This is a genomic window from Micromonospora sp. HNM0581 (assembly GCF_012726175.1).
In the GTDB taxonomy this organism is placed as follows: Bacteria; Actinomycetota; Actinomycetes; order Mycobacteriales; family Micromonosporaceae; genus Micromonospora.
The window spans coordinates 32703-55766 of sequence record NZ_JAASAD010000020.1; the positions used below are offsets into that span (position 1 = coordinate 32703).

A 23064-nucleotide genomic window follows, 5' to 3' on the forward strand; every position below is an offset into this window, starting at 1 on the left:
GGGAGGTTCGTTGAATATCAGCACGTACGCCGACGCCGAATTCGAGGCGGCGTTCGGTATCGAGATGAGCGCCATTCACGACGCGGGCGTCGGCTCCAGTTGGGGGCGGATCCGGCCGGGTGGGCACACCAACCCGGATCGGCACGACGAAACGGAGGTCCTCGTCTTCCTCGGCGGCACCGGGAGGCTCTTGGTCGACGGCGTACACCACGACGTCGGTCGGGGAACGGTCGCGGTGCTGGAGCCGTTCGACTCGCACGTCATCGAGAACACCGGCCAGGAGGACCTGGTCTTCTTCGACCTCTACTGGCGGGACCCGGCCCGCGCGCTGCAGGCCGCCGCGAGCGCGCCCCGGCGGGGGTTCGGCGACCGGCCGGTCTTTGTCTTCTCGACGCCCCCGACCCCCAACGGAGACCTACACCTCGGCCATCTGTCCGGCCCGTACCTCGGCGCCGATGTCTTCGTCCGCTTCCAGCGGATGAACGGTACCCAAGCGTGGCACCTCACCGGAAGCGACGACTTCCAGAGCTACGTTGTCGACCGCGCCCGCCGCGACGGGGTCGACCCGGCCACCACTGCAGCCCATTACAGCGCGGAGATCTCGCAGACTCTGCGGTTGATGGACATCGAGCTAGACCAGTACACCGTGACGCAGCGTGACGACGGCTACCGTTCCGGCCTGCAGGACTTCTTCTCCCGGGTGCTGGCGTCGGGTCAGGCCGCTGCCCGACCGGGTCCGGCGTTGTTCGGCGCCGACGATGGCGGCTACCTCTACGAGGTCGACGTCTCCGGGGAGTGCCCCACATGCAGTTCCGGCACCGGCGGAAACATCTGCGAGGAGTGCGGCGAGCCCAACTTCTGCGCCGATCTGATCGGTCCGAAGTCCAACCGGTCAGGCCTCGCCCCCCTGGTCGGTGAGCAGATCCGGTACTCCCTTCCCCTACACGATTTCCGCGCCGACATCGAGGCGCACCACCGGCACGGCCGGGTCCCGGCGCGGCTGCGGCAACTGGCCGGGCGGCTGTTCGACCGGCCGAGCTGCGACGTGCCGATCACCCACCCGTCCCGGTGGGGGGTGCCACCGGTCGAGGACGGCGTCACCGACCAGGTGATCTGGGTCTGGCCGGAGATGTCGTACGGCTTTCTCTACGGCATCGAGGCCCTCGGCCGTCGTCTCGGCCGGGACTGGCAGGCAGCGCGACCACAGGACGGCTGGAAGATCGTCCACTTCTTCGGCTACGACAACAGCTTCTACCACGCGATCCTCTACCCGGCGCTGTACCGCCTGGCCTTCCCCGGGTGGCAGCCCGACATCGACTACCACGTCAACGAGTTCTACCTGTTGGAGGGCAAGAAGTTTTCCACCAGCCGCCGGCATGCCATCTGGGGCAAGGAGATCCTCAGCGAGGACACCGTCGATGCCGTGCGCTTCTACCTGTCCCTCACCCGGTCGGAAGGGCGACGAACCAATTTCGAACGCGCCGTGTACGAGGCGACGGTTCAGGACACGCTGATCGGGCGCTGGCAGCGGTGGCTCACCGACCTCGGCACCCGGGTGCGACAGCGCTACGGGGGGTTGGCTCCCGACGCAGGTACCTGGACGCCCGAGCACACCGCCTTCCTCCGCCGCCTCGGCACCCGGCTGGCCGAGGTGACCGGCAGCCTCAGCGAGGACGCCTTCTCGTTGAACCAGGCCGCTGCCGCGCTGAACGGCATCGTCGAAGACTCGATCCGCTTTGCCGAGCAGGAGCAACGCTTGGCCGAGCTGGACGTCGCCGCCGGCAACGTCCGCACCGCGGTGGCGCTGGAACTGGCTGCGGCCTCGCTGCTGGCCCACTGCGCCGCGCCGGTGCTGCCCCGCTTCGCCGGTAACCTCGCCGCGGCGCTGGGCGCCGACCCACCGAAGGTCTGGCCCGACCTCGTCACCCTGCTGCCGCCCGGCTCGCGGGTAGCCCTGGCCGACACGATCTTCTTCACTGCTGGAGGTGAGCCGCTCCTCGACGGCGACCCGCTGCTGCTCGACTGGCTCACCACGGCGGCACGCACCGCGATGCTGCTCCCCTCCGACGCCCCGGTCTCCGACCGGTCCCTGCTTGACCTGGGGATGAGCTCGATGCAGGCGGTGGCCCTGCAGTACCAGATCCTGGAACGGACCAATGCCGACATCTCCATCGAGCAGATATTCGGCGCACGAGATCTCGCCGACCTGGCCACGCTGATCGGTACGTTGGCCGAGGCGACGCCGGAGGCCCCGGAACCGGAGGAGGCCAGGGCATGAGTCACCTCGCCCTCCTGGACGAGATCGCCACCCGAGGTCTCACTCTCGCCGTCTCCGGCTCGGACCTGCGCCTACAGGGAGCGCGTGACCGGATCGACGCCGAACTGGTCGGCCGGATCCGGGAACACAAGTCCGACCTTCTCGCCCATCTCACCCGGCCCGCCGAACGAGGGCTGCCACTGACCGGGTTGCAACGCAGCTACCTGTTCGGGCGGGGCGACCTGTTCGAGATGGGTAACGTGGCCAGCTACGTCTACCACGAGGTCGAGGGATGCTGGGACCTTGACCGTCTGGAGCGGGCCCTGGCCGCCGTGGTCTCCGCCCACGACTCGCTGTGTAGTCACTTCACGCAGACCGCGGAGCGGGTGAAGGTGCCGGCCGTCGAGGTCCGCATCGGCCGGAACGACCTGCGAGGTCTCGATGCGGACACGCGTCAGCGACGCCGGACCGCAATCCGCGACGAGTGGTCCCACCGAGTGCTGCCGACGGATCGTGCGCCGATGCTTGCCGCCGCGGTGACTCTGCTCGCGGACGATCTGATGGTCCTCCATGTCGGTCACGACGGCCTGGTGCTCGACGGCCCCAGCATGTTCCTGTTCTTCCGGCAGTGGTGGGAGCAGTACGAGGGGTCGGCCACACCGTCCGACCCGGCGCAGGAGCTTTCGTTCGAGGCGTACACCGACGCGCTGGTTGCGGCCCGGTCCCGCGCGCCGTACGAGCGGTCACGCCGCTACTGGCTGGACCGGCTTGATCGGCTGGCACCCCACCCTGACCTGCCATTGCGAACGAGCCCAAGCGCAATCCACCGGCCACGCTTCACGCCGCGCCGGGTACGTATGGACGCGGCGCGCTGGGAGGCGCTTAAGCGTTTCGCCGCCTCCGAGGGGCTCACCCCGTCGGCGTTGCTACTCGCCGGCTACGCCGAGACACTGTCCGTCTGGGGTGGCGGTGAGCGTTTCACGCTGTTGAGCACCTTCGCGAACCGCCCACCGCTGCATCCCCGGATCATGACGGCAATCGGCGCGTTCTCCGACACCATGCTTGTGGAGATGTCGGTGGACCGCAAGCTCAGCTTCGCGCAGCGGGCCCGCGCGGTGCAGGCGGAGTTGCGCGCCGGCCTGGACCATCGGCACTTCTCTGGCGGCGAGGTCCTGCGTGAGCTGGCCCGGCGGCGCGGCGGCAACGTCGAGGCACGCATGCCGTTCACCTTCAACAGCACCCTCGGCTATCCCGTCGAAGGGCTGGACGGGTCGACGCTGGAACTGTTCGGCCCGGAGGTTCACAGCGTCAGCCAGACCCCTCAGGTGTGGCTGAACGTCTTCGCCATGGAGCAGCACGGTGCGCTGGTGATCCAGCTCGACGGCGTCGAGGAGCTGTTCCCGGAGGGACTGCTCGACGGTTTCACCGAGGCTTACCAGCGGCTGCTGGACGGGCTGGTCGACGGGGCGGCATGGCAGCACACCCGATTCGACTTGCTCCCCGCCGCCCAGCGGGCCCGACGCGAGTCGGCCAACGACACCACCGTCCCGATTCCGGAGGTGCTGCTGTCCGAGTTGTTCCTCGCCCAGGTAGACCGTGCTCCGGACGCTGTCGCGATTGTGACGTCCACCGGCTGCGTCAACTACGGCGAGCTGCACGCCCGGGCAGCACACGCCGCTCACTGGCTGCGTGAACAGGGGGTCGGCCGGGACGAACTGGTGGCACTCGCGATGACCCGGGGGCCGGAGCAGATCGTGGGGGTGCTCGCGACACTGCTCGCCGGTGCCGCCTACCTGCCAGTGGACGCCGGGCTACCCGCGCAGCGGCGCGAATACATGCTGCGTGACGGCCGGGTGCGTACCGTCCTGACCAACACCGCCTTTGTCGACGAGGAGGGCAACCGGGCGGTGCTGCCGCTCGACATCCGCCAACCGGTGCCGACGGGTCCCGTACCACAGTTGGACCTCCTGCCGGGAGCCTGCCCAGACGACCTGGCCTATGTGCTGTACACGTCGGGCACCACCGGCGAGCCCAAGGGCGTGATGATCCGTCACCGCAGCGTCGTCAACGTCGTGACCGACTGCAACCGGCGGTTCGATGTCGGTCCGGCAGACCGGTTCTTCGGCATCAGCGCCTTCAACTTCGACCTCTCCGTCTACGACATCTTCGGTTCGCTCTCCGCAGGTGCCGCACTCGTGGTGCCGGAGCACGATCGGGCCATGGACCCGCGGCACTGGCTGGACCTCTGCGCCAGCGCCGGGGTGAGCATCTGGAACTCCGTGCCGGCGATCGCGGGGCTGCTGTACGAGCAGGCATACGCCGACGGCGCCGACGCGGACCTGGTCAGGCTGCGTCTGGTGATGATGAGCGGTGACCGCATCCCGCCGGAGCTTCCAGCCACGCTGAACAGATTCAAGCCCGATCTGGTAGTCGTGTCGCTCGGCGGCCCCACCGAAACGACTATCTGGAACATCCTGCATCCGGTGGGCAAGGAGTCCGACGGGTCGCAGAGCATCCCGTACGGTCGGCCGAACTCCAACAACCGCGCCTTTGTTCTGGACCGGGACGGGCTGGACATGCCTGACTGGGTCACGGGTGAGATCTGCGCCTCCGGGGTAGGGCTGGCTCGCGGGTACTGGGGCGACGAGGCGCGGACCGCAGAGCGGTTCCAGTACGACGACGAGCGCGGCGAGCGGATCTACCGAACCGGAGACCTCGGGCGGTACCTGCCCGACGGGAGCATCGACATCCAGGGCCGCAAGGACTTCCAAATCAAGGTCAACGGCTACCGGATCGAGGCCGGTGAGGTGGAGACCCGGCTGGTCGGGCTCGACGGCGTGCACCGGGCGGTGGTGGTCCGGCAGGAGGGCGCTACCGGGGACCGGCTGGTGGCTCATCTCGTAGCTGCCGGGCCGACGCGCCCCACCGAGGCGACCATCCGGGAACGGTTACGTGAGCTGTTGCCAGAGTACATGGTGCCCTCACAGGTCGTCTGGCATGACGACTTCCCCCTCACCCGCAACGGCAAGGTGGACCGGAGCGCTCTTGTCCGGGTGACGCCTGTGCGCGACGCCCCGACGGTGGTGGCGGACGCCGACTTGGCCGACGAGTTGGAGCACTGGGTGGCAGGACTGTGGCGGCAGGTGCTCGACGTGCCGGCCGTCGACGCGGTGAGCACGCTCTACGAGCTCGGCGGTGACTCCATCTCCGCAGCGCGAATCCTCACAGTCATCCGTAAACAACTAGGTGTTACTATCCCTATCCATCGTCTGTCCGAAGTGGACACCGTGCGAGCCATGGCGAGGTTCGTGGCCACCGCGAGAGGGGAGACGGAGCGGTGACCGAGTCGGTGATCAACCACGTCGTCGCCAACCCCCCAGGGCCGGATCACCGGATCCGCTTCATCCGGCTCTTCGGCACCGAATCGATGACCCTCCGGGAACTCCACGAGCGGGCCGAAAAGGTCGCGGCACGGCTCGTCGCGCTCGGCGTGCGACCGGGCGACCGTATCGGGATCCTCGCCGCCAACAGCCTTGAATGGGTCCTGCTAGACCTCGCCGCCCTGCGGCTCAAGGTGGTGACGGCCGGGTTCGAGCCTGGCAAGTTCACCAGCGACACCGCGTTGGCCACCCGCTACGACCTGCGGCTCATCTTCACCGACAAGCCCGACGAGCAGCTGGATTCGCTCCCGATCAACGAGGTGAGGACGTGGTCCGAAACGTCCGACGGGCCAGTCGCGCCGCCGCCGGCGCGGTACTCCGCCGACGAACCCAGCACCATCAAGTTCACCTCCGGTAGCACCGGCACACCGAAGGGACTGCCTGCCAGCGTCGGCAGCATCGACAGCTCGATCACCGCAGTGCAGGAGATGTTCGCCCACGGCCCGGACGACGACATCTTCATCTTCCTGCCGTTATCGCTGCTCCAGCAGCGCTACTGGATCTACTCGGCGCTGCGGTACGGCCACGACGTCACGGTCAGCACCTACGAGGCAGCCTTCGCCACCCTCGGTACCGCGCGGCCCACCGTCGTCATGGGTGTACCCGGCTTCTTCGACAGCGCCCGCCGGCACATCGAGGGCCGCGCCACCCAGATCGCGGGTGACCCGGCCGCCGCCCGTCGGGCCGCCGCAGTCAAGTTGTTCGGTGATCGCATCCGCTACCTGTGGACCGGCTCCGCCCCCGCCGACCCGGACACGCTGCGCTTCTTCACCGAGTGCGCCCTGCCCATCTACGAGGGCTACGGGCTCAACGAGACCTGCATCGTGAGCAAGAACTACCCCGGGCACAGCCGCGACGGCAGCGTAGGCCGGCTGCTGCCCGGCAAGCAGGTGATCGTCGACGACGACGGTGTGGTGAGCATCCGCAGCGACCACCCGGTCAGCCTCGCGTACGCGTACGCCGAGCCGGGTGATTCCGAACGTGTCTTCGGCCCAGACGGCACCGTCCGCACCGGGGACCTCGGCTATATGGACGCCGACGGATACCTCTACATCCGGGGGCGGGCCGACGACGTCATCGTGCTGGGCAACGGTCGCAAGGTGATCGTCCGGCCGATAGAGGAAAAGCTCAAACGAAGCCCGGCCATCGAAGAGGCAGTCGTGTACTGCCCCACCGAGACCTACCTGGTCGCGGTGGTCTCCCCAGCGACGGAACCAGCCGACGAGGCGGCGATCGAGGAACATGTCGACCGCATCAACACCATGTCGGCACCCGACGAGCGAATCTTCCGGGTGGTCATCGCCCGGCAACGTTTCAGCATCGACAACGACCTGCTCACCGCACAGTTCAAACCGAAGCGACGCCGGATCTTCCAGGCGTACCGCGCGGACATGGTCAGGATCCAGGAGGACAGTCATGCATGACGACATCGAACAGATCGCCCGCAGGGGCTTGGCGGCAGTGGTCGAATCCGACGTCGCACCCGCCGACCTGGACCCGGCCGCCGACATGGCGGACACCTACGGTCTCACCTCGTTGAACAAGGTCCTCTTCCTCACCTCGGTCTGCGAGGAGGCTGAGGTGTCGCTGGCGCACTTCACCGAACAGGACGTAGCCCGGATGCGCACGCTCGGCGACGTAACGGAGGCACTGGGCAAGCGCCAGGGGACGCGGGTCTGACATGAGCTGGGTGACGACCGCGAACACCGTACTGGAAAACGAGCACGTCAAGCTGCATCCACTACGGCGGGACGACTACGACGCACTTCACTCCGTGGCGATGGAGCCAGCAATCTGGCGCTACTTCGTGTCGATGGTGAGCTCCGACGAGGACTTCGACCGCTTCTTCGGGGCCAACCTGGCCGACCAGACCGCCGGGCGGCGGGTCGTCTACGTCATAACCGACAAGTCCAGCGGCCGGGTCGCCGGCAGTATGAGCTTCGGAAACCTCGCCGAATCCGACGGCCGGTTGGAGATCGGCTGGTCGTGGCTCGGCCGGGACTTCCGCGGCCGGGGCGTCAACCGTTGGGCGAAGTACCTCATGCTGGAGCACGCCTTCGAACGGATGTCAGCGCAGCGGGTCGAGTTCAAGACCGACCAGCTCAACGAGCAGGCACGGCGGGGTCTACGCAATATCGGCGCCGTGGAGGAGGGCGTGCTGCGCAGCTTCAACCCGATGCCGGGGGGACGGCGCCGCGACGCCATCTACTACAGCATCCTGCGCGCGGAGTGGCCCCAGGTGAAGGACCAACTGGCCCGCAGTCCCAAGGTCCTGGCACGGGGCACGCCATCGTGACCGAGGTGATGGCCGATGCCATCGTCGCCACGGGCACTCCCGTCGGCATCGGCCGTCAGGTCGGTGCCGCCCTCGGTGTTTCACTTCGAACGTTCCTCGGTGACCACCTCTGCCGTCTCAACCGGTTGCTGCCCGAACCGGTAACCCTGGACGGTTTGGCACCCACCATCGCCGCCCACACCGAACGGATCGAGGCCACCACACCGGCGCTGGCCCAGGAACTGCGAGGTCTGGCCGAGGGCGCCGCAATCAGCTACCAACAGGCCGTCCTGCTGCAACTGCGCCGGGAGATTCTCGGCTATCGGCGCATCCCCACCGGTGGTGACTGCACCACGTGGGCCCGTCGAGGCACCGGAGGTCCCGTTCTGGCCCAGACCGTGGATCTCAACGGTGACCTCGACGACCACCTGGCCGTGCTCGCCGTCGGTCCCGGGCACGGCCGGCGGCGGGTCCTCGTGCTCAGCTTCGGCGGCCTGCTGGGCTACCTCGGCCTGAACAGCTCCGGACTGGCAATCGGTCTCAACCTGGTGCTCGCCGGCCGGTGGGGGCCGGGGCTGCCCCCGTACCTCGCCATCCGGCATCTGCTCGACAGCTGCGACACCGTCGGCGAGGCGCTGGATGTGCTGGCCGGACTCGACCTCGCCAGCTCACGGTCGATGACGCTCTGCGACGCCGAACAAGTCGCCTGCGTGGAGATCGTCGAGTCGCAGCTGCGGGTGGTCGAGGGCGGGGACGAGCGCAGCGTGCACACCAACCACTTCCTGCACCCCGACTTCGTGCCCCGAGACGAGATCAACGTGTTCGCCCGCAACTCGTCGCTGCTGCGCCTGCGGACCGCGACGGCAGGGCTCGACACGCTCGCTCCCGGCGCGTCGGCAGAGGAGCACTTCGCCCTGCTGTCGAGTCCACCGATCTGCGTACCGGACGACGGCGACATCCGGCGCGAACGAACGGTGGCAGCAGTTGTCATGTTTCCCGACCGGGGTGAACTACACCTACGCAGAGGAGACCCGTCCCGTGGCGGAACCAGGGTGTTCACGGTGGACTGACGTCCACCGGAATCACGGCCACGATGTTCGAGGTGAGGAAAGGTCGATGTCTGCACCGTCAACCGTCAGTTGGTTCGGGCTCGAAGCGGACTACCCGGAGACTGGGTCGAGGGTCTTCTGCCTCGCCCACGCCGGCGGTAACCCTCGGTCGTTGCTGGCCTGGCAACGGCTCGTGGACCCGTCGGTACGCATCATCCCGGTATACCTTCCCGGCCGCGCGCACCGCGTGGACGATCCCGAACCGGCAAGTCTCACCGCGCTCGCCGACGCCGTCGCGGAGGCGATCTCCGGACGGGCCGACCTGCCGTTCCAGCTCTTCGGGCACAGCTTCGGCGCGCTGCTCGCCTTCGAGGTGGCCCGACGGCTGCGGCACGTACCCACCCTTCGGACGCTTGTGGCCTCCGGCTGCTCGGCGCCCTCCCGTCAGCCTTCCGACCAGGTCGTCCGGGCTGCGCAGGTCAACGGACAGGAGTTCGCAACGATCGTCGGCTCCTACGGCGGGCTACCGCCGGAGATCCTCGCCGACGAGGAACTGCATCGTCTGCTCTTCCCCACCCTCAAGACCGACGTCCGGTTGATATCCCGCTACCAGTATCGCTCGGCTCCGCCCCTCACCGTCGACCTGGTGCTGGTGAACGGCCACGACGACCCGCACGTGAACGTCGAGAGCCTCGCTCCGTGGGCAGACGAATTCGTCACCACTCCCGAGGTGCGCTGGAGCCCGGGCGGCCACTTCTACTTCACCGACCGGCCGGCCGCCTTGGTCGAGGTGTTCCAACGGCTGCGTACCGAACCGGGCCGGCCTTCCGGCGTGGAGGACCACGTGGAGCTCATCTGACCCGGATCATTGATCGGCCTATCCACGAACGCAGAACGCCACCGCGTGGTGACACCACAAGAGGAGACCGAAAGTGCATCTGGCCGCCGCTGACCAGCACCGTCGCGCCGTCGCCTTCCGGAGGCTGCACCAGGGTCCGGGAGCCTTCGTCGTCGCGAACCCGTGGGACGCCGGCACCGCCCGGTTACTCACCCAGGCCGGCTTCTCGGCGCTCGCCACCACCAGCGCCGGGTTGGCCTTCGCGCTCGGCCGCCCGGACGGCGCCAACCGCGTCGACCGGGACGAGACGCTGGCCAACGTCCGCACGATCGTGGCCGCCACCCACCTGCCCGTTTCGGCGGACCTGGAAAGCGGGTTCGGGGCCACGCCGGCCGAGGTGGCGGACACCATTCGGCTGGCAGCCGAGGCCGGCCTGGTCGGTGGGTCCATCGAGGATGCCACTGGATCGCCCGACGACCCGATCTTCCCGCTGGAAGCGGCTGTCGAGCGGGTCACCGCCGCCGTGACCGCCGCTCGGAAGTTGCCGTTCCCATTCACCCTGACCGCCCGCGCGGAGAACTTCCTCTACGGCCGGCGGGATCTGGCGGACACCGTCCGCCGCCTTCAGGCGTACCAGGAGGCCGGCGCGGACGTGCTGTACGCCCCTGGCCTGCCTGACCTGGAAGCGGTCCGGAGCGTCTGCGGCGCGGTCGGTCAGCCGGTGAACGTTCTGGCCGGCGGCAGTGGGCCGATGCTGTCGGTGGCGCAGTTGACCGAAGCCGGGGTCCGCCGGATCAGTCTCGGCTCGGTGCTGCCCCGGTTGGCGCTCGCCGGGCTGGTGGGCGCCGCGGAGGAGATCCTGTCCAAGGGGGTCTTCGACTTCGCCCGGGCGGCGTTGCCGTACGCGGACGTCAATGCCCGCTTCGGCCGCTCCGACGACTCGGCTGATCCGACCGTTGGCGGTTCCCGGTGAGCCGATCGCACGTCTTCCTCAGCGCACCGGGCTATGTGCTCGGTGAAATCGAGGTCAGCCACGACGAGATCGACGGCCTGTCCGAGCGGGCCATGAAGTTGAAGCTCGCGCCGCAGCCCGGACTATGGGGTTGGGGCAGCGTACGACGGACCGACCGCAGTCTGGAGGAACTGGCCGTCGAGACCGGTCGGGCGACGATTGCTGCCGCCGTGGTCGATCCCGACACGGTCGATCTGCTGGTGCTCTGTTCGACCCGGTTCCCCGGCGGCGCGGAAACCCACGGTGGGTTCGTGGAGACCATCATGACGGGCATCGGCCTGACCCGGGCCGACTTCGTCGGGGTCACCCTCAACCGGTGCACCAACCTGCTCTCGGCGGTGCGGGTGGCTCAGGCACACGTGTCTGCGGGGCTGGCCCGACGCACCCTGGTGATCACCACCGATCGGGTCGCCGACGAGTCGACCCGGATGGAAAGCTTCGCGCTCTTCTCCGACGGTGCCGCGAGCTGCCTGGTCGACCGCGAGCCACTCGGCTCCGACCGGTACGAGCTGGTGGGCTCGGCCTCCGCCACCGAAGCCGGCGCTCTGGAATGGTCCAACGAGATCAGCTCGGACCTGTCCCGGCAGGTCAACGAGGAACTGCTGTCCTCCCGGGGCCTGACCACCCGGGACCTGGCCGGTCTGTCGCAGGCGAACATCTTCCTGCCGTTAGTGATCATGAAGGAGCTGCAGGCGGGCTTCGCGAAGGAGCAGATCTACACCACCAACATTGCCCGGTTCGGGCACTGCTTCGCCGCCGACCCGTTGATCAATCTGGTGGACCGGCAGGAGGCCGGGATAGACGTCGGTTCACTGCACCTGCTCGCCGCCAGCGTGCCCGGCTCCCGGTTCGCCGTGCTGCTACGCCGCTGCGCCGCGCCTGCACCCGGCGACGAAGAAACCGGTGCACCGTCACCACAGCCATCGGCTGCACCCCCCGTCCAGTACGCCTTCCACACCGGCTGAGGCCCAGGGAGAAGAGGACTCCGACCATGCCCGCCGTATCCGCCGTCCCCCGTCCGTTCTCGTTGCCTGACCGCATCACATCCCTCCCGACGACGACCTTCACCTTCAGCCCGGCCGCACAGGCCGAGGCCGCGGAGCTGCTCGAAGGTCCTGTCGAGGCGCTGCATCACCGACTCCTCACCGACCAGGAGTCCGAGGTCATGCTGCTCGTCGCGCGTACGGTGGTCGACGCCTTCCTGCGCGCGGCAGAAGATCCGTGCGACATCGCGGCCGAAGCCGACGTGGTCGCCGAGCAGGTCCACGCCGAGCGCGAGCGAATCTCGACCCTGCTCGCGCCGCTGGCCACGGCGGACCCTGCGGTACTCGAGGCGGTCCGCCGCCAGCGGGCCCCGCTGGCGCTGCTGGCCGGCTGCTGGCTGGACACCGTGTCCAACCCGGCCACCCAGCCGTCGATCATCGTGAACCACCTGTTCCGACACCACTTCGTCCTCAAGGGCGAGGGAGAACCGCAGCGGTCCCTGCACCATCTGCGCCGCCGCAGTCTGGAGGCCGGTGGAACACACCTGCCGCCCCTCGACGCGGTGAACTTCCTCAGCCGGGTGGAGGCGCGCCCCCTGACCGCCTGGCACGCCGTCTTCTACCTGTCACTGTCCCGGCTGCCGGCGAATCTTCTGCCTGAGATCGTCGGCGTGCACTATGTCGTCAACGCCCTGGGTGTGGACGACCTGGTCTTCGGCTCGGTACCGGTACTCACCGAGCCGAAGCTGCGCGCCGCGCTGGCCGAGTACCTGGGGTTGACCGGGCAGTCCCCCACCGGTGTGACGGATCGACGGCGACTGCTGTCGGCGGTGCGTCTGGCCAGCGCACTTGAGCGGGAACATGCCGCCCTGCTAAGCGAACTCGCCAGCTGGCACGCCGGTCTCTCGCTGGACGCCAAGGTGGCCGAGATCATTCAGCGGCACGCCCCGTTCGCCGGGCGACAGCACCGAGGCGTCAAGATCGCCGGTCAGTTGCTCGCCACTACCCTCGGCGACGAGAACCTCGACATCGCCCGCTTTCTGACTGACCTGCGCGACTCACACTACGTGAACTCTCCTGGCGAGGCCCGGTTCCTGCGGGCCCTCAAGCTCGGTGGCCCTATGTTCGGCATCTTCGACGAACGGGAGGGCGCGGTCCTGCGCGAATGGGTGACCGCCGCGCGGGAGGGCGTGCGATCAGAGATCACCATTCCGGTCAATCGGATCGGTGACGAGCACGCCGAGCGGTGGCGACTGCTCGTCACCGGGCACCGGCCGTCCGACATCGTGATCCGCGAACCGGAGTCTCTGGACGACCGTAGGTTCCTGCACCGACTCGTCAACATCGAGAACTTCGCGCACCTGTTGCCGCTGGCCCAGGCCCACGCCGAGCAGGTGTTCACCGACGCGGAGGTGCTCTTCACCCACGGCGCCCAAGGCATGCACACCGACGCCAGCTGGTTCGACTACTCGCCGGAGGCGCTACTCGCCCGGGTCGACGCGATCTACTGGGAGAAGCTGGTCGACCCGTACCAGCCGTTGACGCAGATCCCGGACCGTGACGAGGTGGTTTTCGGGCAGAAACTGGTTGCCCTGGCCAGCCTGCTCGACGGCACCTGGTCCTGCCGCACGGGCAACGTGGGCCGCTACGCACGGCCGAGTGACGGGATGCTGTTCGCCATCTACGCCGACGAGATGGGCCGTGGCGACCTCCGCAAGAACCACATCACGATGATCCACCAGGTGCTGGGCAGCATGGAGATCCACCTGCCGCACCTGCGTGACGCCGACTTCATCGACCAGGACGAACTTCCCGAGACGTACGGTTTCGGGCTGCATCAGCTCTGCATGTCGCTGTTCCCGGACACGTTCTACAACGAGATCCTCGGCTACAACCTTTGCGTGGAGATGTTCGGCCTCGGCCGGGTCCGGCTCCAGGAGATCCAGAAACTCCGGCGGTACGGCTTCGACACCACCTACGAGGCGGCGCACCTGTCCATTGACAACTTCTCCACCGGCCATGCCCGGCAGGCAGCCGAGATCATCATCGCCTATCTCGACGGGGTCCGTCGTGAGGTCGGAGCCGACGCGGTGCCGCGGGAGTGGCGGCGGATCTGGCGGGGCTACGCGTCCTTCGCCTACTTCGTCGAGTCTGCCCTCCTCAACGACCTGAACCGTAACCACATCACCACCGGATCCGACGCCGATCTACTGATCTGACAAGTGCGCCATCACCGCCCGGGAGCCGACCAATGACCGCCACCATCCCAACTCGCTTACGCGGCAGCCTCGACCGGGCCCTGCTCAACCTGCCGTTCTACGAGCCGGCGCACCGCACCGTCGCTGATTCGATCGAAGGCTGGTGTTCCCGGCATCAGCCCTTCGACGGGGAACCCGGCCCGGACGACGTCGACAGCGAGGGGCGCAGGATCCTGCGTTCCCTCGCCGCCGACGGTTGGTTCGCGCCCCTCAACCCGCCCGCCGGGCACCGGGAGCCTGGCGACTACCGCACGATCTGCCTGATCCGAGAGGCGCTTGCCTACGCCGACGACCTGGCCGACCTGGCGTACTCGATCCAGGCCCTGGCCGCGACGCCGATCCTGCGGCACGGCACCGACGAGCAGCGCCGACGACACCTGCCGGCGTTTGCCGACGGCACCGTCGTCGGCTCCTTCGCGGTATCCGAGGAGCATGCCGGTTCCGATGTAGCGGCGGTGGCCCTGCGGGCCGACCAGACGGCGACGGGGTGGCTACTCAACGGGCACAAGGCCTGGATCGCCCACGGCACCATCGCCGACCTGCACTGCGTCATCGCCCGTACCGGTCCGGGCCCCGGTGCGCTCGGGTTGTCTGCCTTCCTGGTCCCCGCCACGGCTCCCGGCATAAGGGTCGGAGAGCGGATACGGCCCATAGCTCCCCGGGCCATGGCGCACCTGCACTTCGAGGACTGCCACCTTCCAGCTGACGCCCTGCTCGGGCGACAGGGAGCCGGTTTCGTCATCGCGATGGAGGTCCTCGACCGGTTCCGCCTCACTGTCGGCGCCGCCGCGCTCGGTTTCGCCCGGCGGGCCGTCGACGCCGCCCTCGGCCGGGCCAGGGACCGTGCGATCTATGGCAGTCGGTTGCTCGACCTGGCCACTGTCAAGGCCTCCTTCGCCGACATGGAGGTGCAGCTCAACGCCGCCGCGCTGCTGGTCACCCGGGCCGCGTGGGAGATCGACAGAGGCAACCGCCGCTTCGCCCGGCACTCCAGCATCGCCAAACTCCACGCCACCGAGACTGCTCAGCGAGTCGTCGATGCCTGCGTCCAGATCTTCGGTGCCGCCGGCCTGGTACAGGGTTCGGTGCCGGAACGGCTCTACCGCCAGATCCGTTCGCTGCGTGTCTACGAGGGCACCTCCGAGGTGCAGCGCGCCACCATCGCCGAAAGCCTCAACCTCGACCGTGCCACCCCGGCATCCGGGGAGAGCCGACGGAAGGACCAGCGAGCATGATGCACCGACCAAGGCTGTGGATCCGCGCCGAGACGCGGTCTACCGAACAGCGGGTACCGATCGTGCCGGCCGACGCCGGGCGGCTCGTCCGAGCCGGCTTCACCGTGACCGTGGAAGAGTCGCCCCAGCGTGTCTTCCCGCTGGCAGCGTACGCCGCCGTGGGCTGTCGGACCGCGCCAGCAGGGACCTGGGTGGACGCCGACACCGACCAGTTCGTCGTCGGACTCAAGGAGCTATCGGATCAACCGGAAGCGTTGCGGCACCGGCACATCTACTTCGGACATGCCTACAAGGAGCAGCGCGGCGCAGCGCGCCTGCTCAGCCGCTTCACCGTCGGCGGTGGCCGACTACTCGACCTCGAATACCTGGTGGACGGGGCAGGACGACGACTGGCGGCCTTCGGTTATTGGGCCGGCTACGTCGGCGCTGCGGTCGCAGTGCTGCACCTGCGGGGAACACTACACAGTCCGTTGGTACCCATCACGCGTTCGGCTCTCGACGCCGAGCTACGCGCCGGTGCCAGGTCCGCGACGGGGACGCGTGCGCTGGTGGTCGGCGCGCTGGGCCGGTGTGGCAGAGGCGCCCGAGACGCGCTAGAGGTGGCGGGCATCGCTCCGACCTGCTGGGATCTCGCCGAGACCCGGGACCTGGACCTCGCGGCGCTGCTCTCGCACGACCTGCTCGTCAACGCTGTCCTGGCGATCCGCCCCGTGCCGCCGTTCGTCACGCCGGAGGACCTGGCACAGCCGCGGCGGCTACGGACGATTGTCGACGTCTCCTGCGACGTCGGTTCCCCCTGCAACGTCCTGCCGATCTACGACCGTCCCACCACCTGGGGCACGCCTGTGGCTCGGTTGCGCTCCGGGCAGGTGCCAGTGGACCTGATCGCCATCGACAACCTGCCATCCCTGCTGCCGCTGGAGGCTAGCGAGTCTTTCTCCGCCGAGCTCACGCCGCTGCTGACCACGCTTGAGGACCCGTCCGGTGAGGTCTGGCGGCGCTGCCAGGAGACGTTCGACCGGCAGGTCACGCGTACGCGCAAGATGAAGGAGTCGACAGTTGGGTGAATCGACAGCGGCCAGCGGCACCGTCCACTGGGTGGGCACCGGGTTGTCCACTGGCAGCGGGTTGGCTCTGCTCTGCGAGCAGGCCGAGCGGCTCGTGCTCTGGGGGCGTACCGACGAGCAGGCCGCCGGGACGTTGGACCGGCTCGGCCTCACGGGCCGTGCGGAGGCCCGCGCGCTGACCGACGACGCCCTGGCCGATGCGATGCGCCCGGGGGACGTCCTGGTCTCCATGCTGCCCGCCACTGAGCACCTCGCCCTACTGCGCTCCGCCATTGACTCCGGGGCCCACTTCGCCTGTTCCAGTTACCTGACGCCGGAGATCGCACAGGCCGCAACCGCAGCGGGGGCGGCCGACCTCGTGGTGCTAACCGAGGTGGGCCTGGATCCGGGCATCGACCACCTGATGGCGCACAGCCTCGTCCAGCAGGCCATCGCCGCGACGGGTCCTGCCCCGGGGTCGGCGGCGTTCGTCTCGTACTGCGGCGGTCTGCCCGCCGTGCCCAACGAGTTCAGGTACCGGTTCAGCTGGGCCCCGCGCGGAGTGCTCAACGCGCTACGTTCCCCGGCCCGTTACGTCGCCGAGGGCATCGAGCAGACGGCAGAGCGTCCGTGGGAGGCGACCCGGGAGTTCGTCCTGGACGACGAGACGTTCGAGGTCTATCCCAACAGGGACAGCATGCCCTACGTCGCGAAGTACGCGTTCCCCGCTGCCTGGACGGTCGAACGGTTCGTCCGGGGCACCCTGCGCCTAGCTGGCTGGCGTGCGGCCTGGTCTGCGGTCTTCGAACAGTTGACCACAGGCGACGAGGCACAGATATCGGCTCTCGCCGCCGACCTGGCCACGCGGTACCCGACGACACCTGAGGACCGCGATCGGGTGGTCCTGGTCGTCGGGTTGCGGCTGACCGGCGACGACGGCGTGGACTGGGGTGGCGAGTACGTGCTGGACCTGGTTGGGAACGACGTCGAGAGTGCGATGGCGCGGACGGTGTCGGTGCCGCTGGCGATCGGGGTGGGGGAGGTCCTGGACGGGCGGGCCCGGCCCGGGTTGCACCAGGCGGCGACCGACGATGCGGTCGACAGGTGGCTTGGCCGACTACGCGATCTCGGCATCGACTGCCAGTTCCGCGCGCTCCAGCCGGCCGCTGAGCGGGAAGGGACCGGGCGATGACGTCCACCACCGACCAGGGGTCCGAAGGCACGAAGCGCGCCGGCACCGTCCGGAAGGGGGTGCTGGGTAACCGGGACTTCGCCAAGCTGTGGAGCGGCGAGACAGTTTCCCTGCTCGGCTCGCAGATCACCGAGTTCACGCTGCCCCTGGTCGCCATCATCACGTTGGGCGCGACGGCGTTCGAAGTCGGTCTGCTCAACGCTGCCCGCTACGTGCCGGTGGTGATGGTCTCACTGTTCGCCGGGGTCTGGCTCGATCGAGTACGGCGCCGTCCAGTGCTGATCAACAGCAACTTCGGACGGGCAGCGTTGATCGCCCTCGTTCCGCTGGCAGCACTCACCGGCGTGCTCTCCATGGAACTGCTCTACCTGGTGGCGATCACGGTAGGGGCGCTGACCGTGATCTTCGATGTCGGCGTTCTCTCCTACCTGCCGGGGCTGGTCGAGCGACGGCACCTGGGCGACGCCAACGGCAAGATCCAGACCAGCTTCGCGCTGGCCGGGATCGCCGGCCCCGGTCTCGCCGGCCTACTTGTCGGCCTGCTCGAACCGCCCATCGTGCTGGCCTTCGACACCGCCACCTATCTCGCCTCGGCCGTGCTGCTCCTGGCGATCCGGCGCCCTGAGCCGCTACCCGCGCAGCCCGCGGACCGCCCTTCGGTGACTGCCTCCATCGGAGAGGGTCTCCGGACGGTCTTCGGCAGCCCGATGCTGCGGCAGCTGCTCGCCCAGTCCGCCACCTTCAACCTGTTCCAGAACGCTGTGCTCACCGTGTTCGTCGTCTACGCCGTCCGGGAGCTCGGCCTGAGCCCCGCGCAGCTGGGCATCGTGGTCGGCGCAGGGTCGGTCGGAGCGCTCGTCGGCGCGCTGCTGAGTAATCGGATCCGGGAGGCGCTCGGCTTCGGCCGGGCGCTGCTGGTGGTGACTGTGACGGCCTGCCTGGCGCAACTACCGCTGTTGGTCCCCAGGAGCGGGAGCGTGCCGTCCATGATGCTGCTCGCCGCCGTGCTGGCGATCTTCGGTGCCAGTCTGACGATCTACAACGTCAGCACCCTGACCCTACGTCAGGCAGTGACCCCCAATCGGCTGCTGGCCCGGATGAATGCCAGCTACCGCATGATCCTGTTCGGATCCGCCCCGGTCGGGGCACTGCTCGGCGGGACCCTGGCCGGCGTGGTCGGTCTCCGTTCGGCCCTCGTCGTCGCCGTCGTCGGTGTTACCACCCCGTTGCTGTGGACCTTCTTCTCACCGGTCTACCGGCTCACCGAGATCCCCACGGCTCCCGAGGAGCCTGCCGCCCCCGGATCCTCCACGCCCTCACCCGCCGCCACGAGCGGCGACCCGTCAGACAGACAGGAGTAGCCATCAGCATGGCAAGCCAGAGCAAGTCGCCGGAGACCGACCGCGCGGCGCTCACCGCGCGACTGCGGCAGGGCCGTACGGCACCGGCGCAATCCACGGCAATCCCGCGACGGCCAGTCGGCGTACACGCCCCGCTGTCGCTGGGGCAGGAACAGCTGTGGTTCGTCCAGCAACTCGCCTCAGAAGCACCCATCTACACTGTCGCCGGGGCGCTCCGGATGCGCGGTGCGTTGGACGTTGCCACTCTGCGGCGGGCCCTCTCCACCATCGTGGCCCGGCACGAGTCGCTGCGTACCCGACTGATCGTGGTTGACGGCCTACCGGTCCAGCAGATCGACGATCCCGTTGCGGTCGAGCTGCCGGTCACGGACCTCAGCAGCGGCGACGCCACGGCCGAGGACGCGCTGCGACGCTTCACCGCCGACGAGGCGGCACGACCGTTCGACCTGGCTACCGGGCCCTTGCTGCGGCTGCGGCTGGCCCGGCTCGACACCGACCTGCACGTGCTGGTCCTGGTGGCCCACCATACCGTGTTCGACGGCTGGTCGTACGGGGTGTTCCAGTCCGAACTCGCCGCACTGTACGAGGCAGAGGTGGCGGGGCGGCCTTCCGGGCTACCTGAGTTGCCCGTGCAGTTCGCCGACTACGCGTACTGGGAGCGGGATCGGCTTCGCGGCGCGGCCCTCGACCGCCTCGTCGAGTACTGGCGGGAGACGCTACGTGGGGTGCCGGCGGTGCCTCTGCCAACCGACCGGCCCCGCCCCAAGGTGCAGAGCTTCGAAGGTGACGCGCGGGTGGTCGTGGTCGACGCCGACACCCTCGACGGTCTGCGCAGCCTCAGCAGGAAGGAGGAGACCACCCTGTTCGTGACCCTGGTAGCCGCCTTCCAGACCCTGCTGTACCGGCTCAGCGGTCAAGACGACATCGTGGTCGGCACGGCCAGCGCCAACCGCAGCCGCACCGAGCTGGCGCCGATGATCGGCTACCTGGTCAACACCCTGCCGATCCGCACCGACCTCTCCGGTGACCCCACCTTCGTCGAGTTGCTCGCCCGGGTCAAGGCGGGCACCCTGCAGGCGTACGCCCACCAGGACCTTCCCTTCGCGAAGATGGTGGAGGCACTGCGCGTCGACCGGGACCCGAGCCGCTCGCCGATCTTTCAGATCGGATTCACGTACGCCGATTCGGGCGAGGCAAGGTCCGTCGCAGGCCTGGAGATGACGAACGACCCGGTGGAGCTGGCCGCCGCGAAGTTCGACCTCAACGTCGCAGCCGACGAGCGAGAGGGCGAACTGACGATCGAGGCTTCCTTCGCCACGGCACTGTTCGACGCCGAGACGATCGAGCGGATGCTGGGGCATCTGCGGATGCTGCTGGGCGGTGTCGTGACGAACCCCGACAGGCGCCTGTCGGCCCTGCCGCTGCTCACCCCGCAGGAGTACCACCGCGAAGTCGTCGAGTGGAACCGGACGCGGGTCGACCTCCCCACGATGTGCCTACACCAGCGGTTCGAGTGGCAGGTCAAGCGGAATCCGGACGCGACCGCAGCGGTCCTCGACGACGAACGACTCACCTACACCGAATTGAACGAGCGGGCCAACCAGGTGGCCCGACGGCTGCACCAGCTCGGGGTCGGCCCGGAGGTGCTGGTCGGAATCTGCATGGACCGTTCCCTGCACCGGCTCGTAGCGCTGCTCGGAGTGCTCAAAGCGGGCGGCGGCTACGTGCCGCTGGATCCCGAGTACCCGACCGAGCGGCTGTCGTACATGATGAACGACGCCGCGATTCCTGTCGTACTCACCGACGACGCCAGCATCGACGTGGTTCCGGCGACCGGAGCGGTGGTCCTCTCGATGGCCGCGGAGGCGGCAGCCCTGGCCGCTCTTCCCACGGACAACCCAGACTACCCAGTCGAGCCCTCGAACGCCGTCTACGTCATCTACACCTCAGGGTCGACGGGACGGCCGAAGGGCGTCGTGCTGGAACACCGACAGGTGATCAACTTCGTCATCGGTCAGGTCGAGAAGTGGCCGCTCGGCACCGACGACCGGATCCTGCAGTTCGCCTCGCTGAACTTCGACGTGTCAGTCATGGACATGTTCCTGGCGCTCCTGTCGGGCGCGGCGGCGGTCTTCGGCTCGCGGGAGACACTGCTGTCACCGCCTCGACTCGCCGACCTCATGCGTAAGGAGCGGGTGACTTTCACTTGCATGCCGCCTGCGGTACTCAACCTCCTGACCACCGAGGAATTCCCCGACCTCCGGGTTCTGGTCTCCGCGGGAGAGGCGCTGTCGACGGCCCAGGTCAAGCAGTGGATCCGACCGGGTCTGCGGTTCCTCAACGGCTACGGCCCGACCGAGGTCTCGGTCGGTGCGATGATGATGGACCTCGACCTGGACAGCGCCGACCCGCCGCCCATCGGGCACCCACTGCCCAACTACCGCGCGTACGTCCTGGACCCGGCGCTCAACCCGGTACCGGTCGGGGTGGTGGGCGAACTACACCTCGGCGGCCCCGGTGTGGCCCGCGGCTACCTCAACCAGCCGGAGCTCACCGCGCAGCGGTTCCTCCGCAACCCGTTCGGCGACGACCCCGACGACCGGATCTACAAGACTGGCGACCTCGTCCGGCGGCTGGCCGACGGTAGTGTCCAGTTCATCGGCCGGATCGACGACCAGGTCAAGATCCGAGGACTGCGGATCGAGCTGGGTGAGATCGAGGCGCTACTCGAGTCCCACCCGGGCGTGGCGCAGGCCCTCGTGGTGGTCGACACCGACCGCGCCGGTGAGAAACAGCTGATCGGTTACGTACGCGGCGACGCCCGAAAGGTCACCCCTGCGGAGCTGCGAGCCCACCTCTCGCAGCGGGTGCCCGGGTACATGGTGCCGCCACATATCCTGGTGCTCGCGGGGTTCCCGCTCACCCTCAACGGGAAAATTGACCGGGCGGCTCTGCCGTCACCCGACGAGAACGACGAGGAGCGCGAGCACACTCCGCCCCGTACCGTCATCGAGGCGGTGCTGACCAGCCTCTACGCCGACCTACTCAAGGCAGGCGATGTCGGGGTGGAGGACAGCTTCTTCGACCTCAGCGGCAACTCCTTGCAGGCCATGCAGCTGGTCACCCGGCTGCGGGACGAGCTGGCGGTGGACGTTGACGTCACCGCGATCTTCCTCGCCCCCACCCCTGCCCAGCTCGCCACCGTGCTGCGGGAACGGCACGGTCTGACCGACTCCCCACTGGACGAGACGGAGTTGCTCCCCGCCACGTCCAGTGGCGGATCGACTGGGAGCGCCGACGATCCGAAGCAGTTGGTCCGGCTCGCTGGCGATGGTGGTGGGCCGGTGCTGTTCCTGGTGCACGGGGCCGGCGGGACGGTCTACAACCTCGCGCAGCTGGCCGGTGAACTCGCGGACGTGTTCACCGTCTATGGCATCGAGGCGCCGGGCCTGCGCGGGAGTTCGGCCGACTCGCTGGCCGAAGTGGTGGCCGACTACCTCAACATCGTCCGCGAAGTACAGTCGACCGGCCCGTACTACCTCGGTGGCTGGTCGATGGGGGGCATCGTCGCTTTCGAAATGGCACACCAGCTGGAGGCCGCCGGTGAGCAGGTGGCCTTCCTGGCGGTGCTGGACGCGCCCTTCCAACTGCCGGACTGGCTGGCCACCTCCGAGGAGGTGAAGGCGGCCCGCTTCGTCTCCGACGCGATCGATCAACTCGGTGTCGACCCGGCCGCGGTCCCGGATCGGGACCTGCCGGCCCAGCGGCAGATCGACTGGTTGGTGGCGCAACTGGAGGGCACCCTCCCCGCCGTTGGGAGTGTCCGCGAGGAGATCACCCGCCGGCACGAGCTGTTCCGGGCGCACATGCATCTGCTCTCCGCCTACCAACCGAGGGCAGAGGTGGAGGCCAACGCTTTGGTGGTCTGCGCCAGGGAGTCGCCGGACACCCGAGCGCTGTGGCAGGGGGTGCTGACCGGCGACGTGCAGACCATGCGGGTCACCGGCGACCATTACACGATGCTGCAGACGGTGAGCAGTCGCAAGATCGCGGCTGCCATCCGCATGTCGGTCGAGACCTGACCTTTACGCCGGTGGCGAGACGACACGAGGTCTCGC

Annotated in this window: 15 protein-coding genes; all 15 read left to right on the top strand. The window is 68.5% G+C overall.

What is annotated here, in order from left to right; translation table 11 throughout:
• Positions 1 to 10: 10 nt before the first annotated feature.
• The 15 genes from HCA58_RS20185 to HCA58_RS20255 all read left to right on the top strand — a co-directional run bounded on the left by HCA58_RS20185 (position 11) and on the right by HCA58_RS20255 (position 23028).
• The gene (locus HCA58_RS20185) at positions 11 to 2278 is read left to right on the top strand and encodes a class I tRNA ligase family protein (RefSeq protein WP_240956516.1); all 2268 of its coding nucleotides are present in this window, start codon (positions 11 to 13) and stop codon (positions 2276 to 2278) included.
• Positions 2275 to 5598: a non-ribosomal peptide synthetase gene (locus tag HCA58_RS20190; protein ID WP_169599406.1), complete on the top strand. Its 3324-nt coding sequence runs from the start codon at positions 2275 to 2277 to the stop codon at positions 5596 to 5598. The genes HCA58_RS20185 and HCA58_RS20190 overlap by 4 nt, the downstream gene beginning before the upstream one ends.
• Positions 5595 to 7121, top strand: coding sequence for an AMP-binding protein (locus HCA58_RS20195; protein ID WP_346776056.1), 1527 nt, complete (start codon positions 5595 to 5597; stop codon positions 7119 to 7121). Before HCA58_RS20190 ends, HCA58_RS20195 begins: the two co-directional genes overlap by 4 nt.
• Positions 7114 to 7377, top strand: coding sequence for an acyl carrier protein (locus HCA58_RS20200; RefSeq protein ID WP_169599407.1), 264 nt, complete (start codon positions 7114 to 7116; stop codon positions 7375 to 7377). The genes HCA58_RS20195 and HCA58_RS20200 overlap by 8 nt, the downstream gene beginning before the upstream one ends.
• Position 7378: 1 nt before the next feature.
• Positions 7379 to 7993, top strand: a complete 615-nt coding sequence (locus tag HCA58_RS20205; RefSeq protein WP_169599408.1) for a GNAT family N-acetyltransferase — start codon at positions 7379 to 7381, stop codon at positions 7991 to 7993.
• A complete protein-coding gene (locus HCA58_RS20210) occupies positions 7990 to 9042 on the top strand; it encodes a C45 family peptidase (RefSeq protein ID WP_346776057.1) in 1053 nt (350 codons plus the stop codon). The genes HCA58_RS20205 and HCA58_RS20210 overlap by 4 nt, the downstream gene beginning before the upstream one ends.
• 46 nt (positions 9043 to 9088) lie before the next feature.
• On the top strand, positions 9089 to 9880 hold the full coding sequence (locus HCA58_RS20215) for an alpha/beta fold hydrolase (protein ID WP_169599409.1): 792 nt from the start codon (positions 9089 to 9091) through the stop codon (positions 9878 to 9880).
• 73 nt (positions 9881 to 9953) lie between these two features.
• Positions 9954 to 10832 carry an isocitrate lyase/phosphoenolpyruvate mutase family protein gene (locus HCA58_RS20220; RefSeq protein ID WP_169599410.1) on the top strand — a complete coding sequence of 293 codons (879 nt, stop codon included), beginning with the start codon at positions 9954 to 9956 and terminating at the stop codon, positions 10830 to 10832.
• Positions 10829 to 11836, top strand: coding sequence for a 3-oxoacyl-ACP synthase (locus HCA58_RS20225; protein WP_169599411.1), 1008 nt, complete (start codon positions 10829 to 10831; stop codon positions 11834 to 11836). The genes HCA58_RS20220 and HCA58_RS20225 overlap by 4 nt, the downstream gene beginning before the upstream one ends.
• 26 nt (positions 11837 to 11862) lie before the next feature.
• Positions 11863 to 14073 (top strand): iron-containing redox enzyme family protein, encoded by a 2211-nt coding sequence (locus HCA58_RS20230; RefSeq protein ID WP_169599412.1) that lies wholly within the window; start codon positions 11863 to 11865, stop codon positions 14071 to 14073.
• 32 nt (positions 14074 to 14105) lie between these two features.
• Positions 14106 to 15347, top strand: coding sequence for an acyl-CoA dehydrogenase family protein (locus HCA58_RS20235; protein ID WP_169599413.1), 1242 nt, complete (start codon positions 14106 to 14108; stop codon positions 15345 to 15347).
• Positions 15344 to 16414 (top strand): saccharopine dehydrogenase, encoded by a 1071-nt coding sequence (locus HCA58_RS20240; protein ID WP_169599414.1) that lies wholly within the window; start codon positions 15344 to 15346, stop codon positions 16412 to 16414. Before HCA58_RS20235 ends, HCA58_RS20240 begins: the two co-directional genes overlap by 4 nt.
• Entirely contained in the window at positions 16407 to 17585 is a 1179-nt protein-coding gene (locus HCA58_RS20245; RefSeq protein WP_169599415.1) for a saccharopine dehydrogenase family protein, read from the top strand. The genes HCA58_RS20240 and HCA58_RS20245 overlap by 8 nt, the downstream gene beginning before the upstream one ends.
• Positions 17582 to 18946, top strand: a complete 1365-nt coding sequence (locus HCA58_RS20250) for an MFS transporter (RefSeq protein ID WP_169599416.1) — start codon at positions 17582 to 17584, stop codon at positions 18944 to 18946. Before HCA58_RS20245 ends, HCA58_RS20250 begins: the two co-directional genes overlap by 4 nt.
• A gap of 8 nt (positions 18947 to 18954) precedes the next feature.
• Positions 18955 to 23028 (top strand): non-ribosomal peptide synthetase, encoded by a 4074-nt coding sequence (locus tag HCA58_RS20255; RefSeq protein WP_169599417.1) that lies wholly within the window; start codon positions 18955 to 18957, stop codon positions 23026 to 23028.
• Positions 23029 to 23064 lie beyond the last annotated feature (36 nt).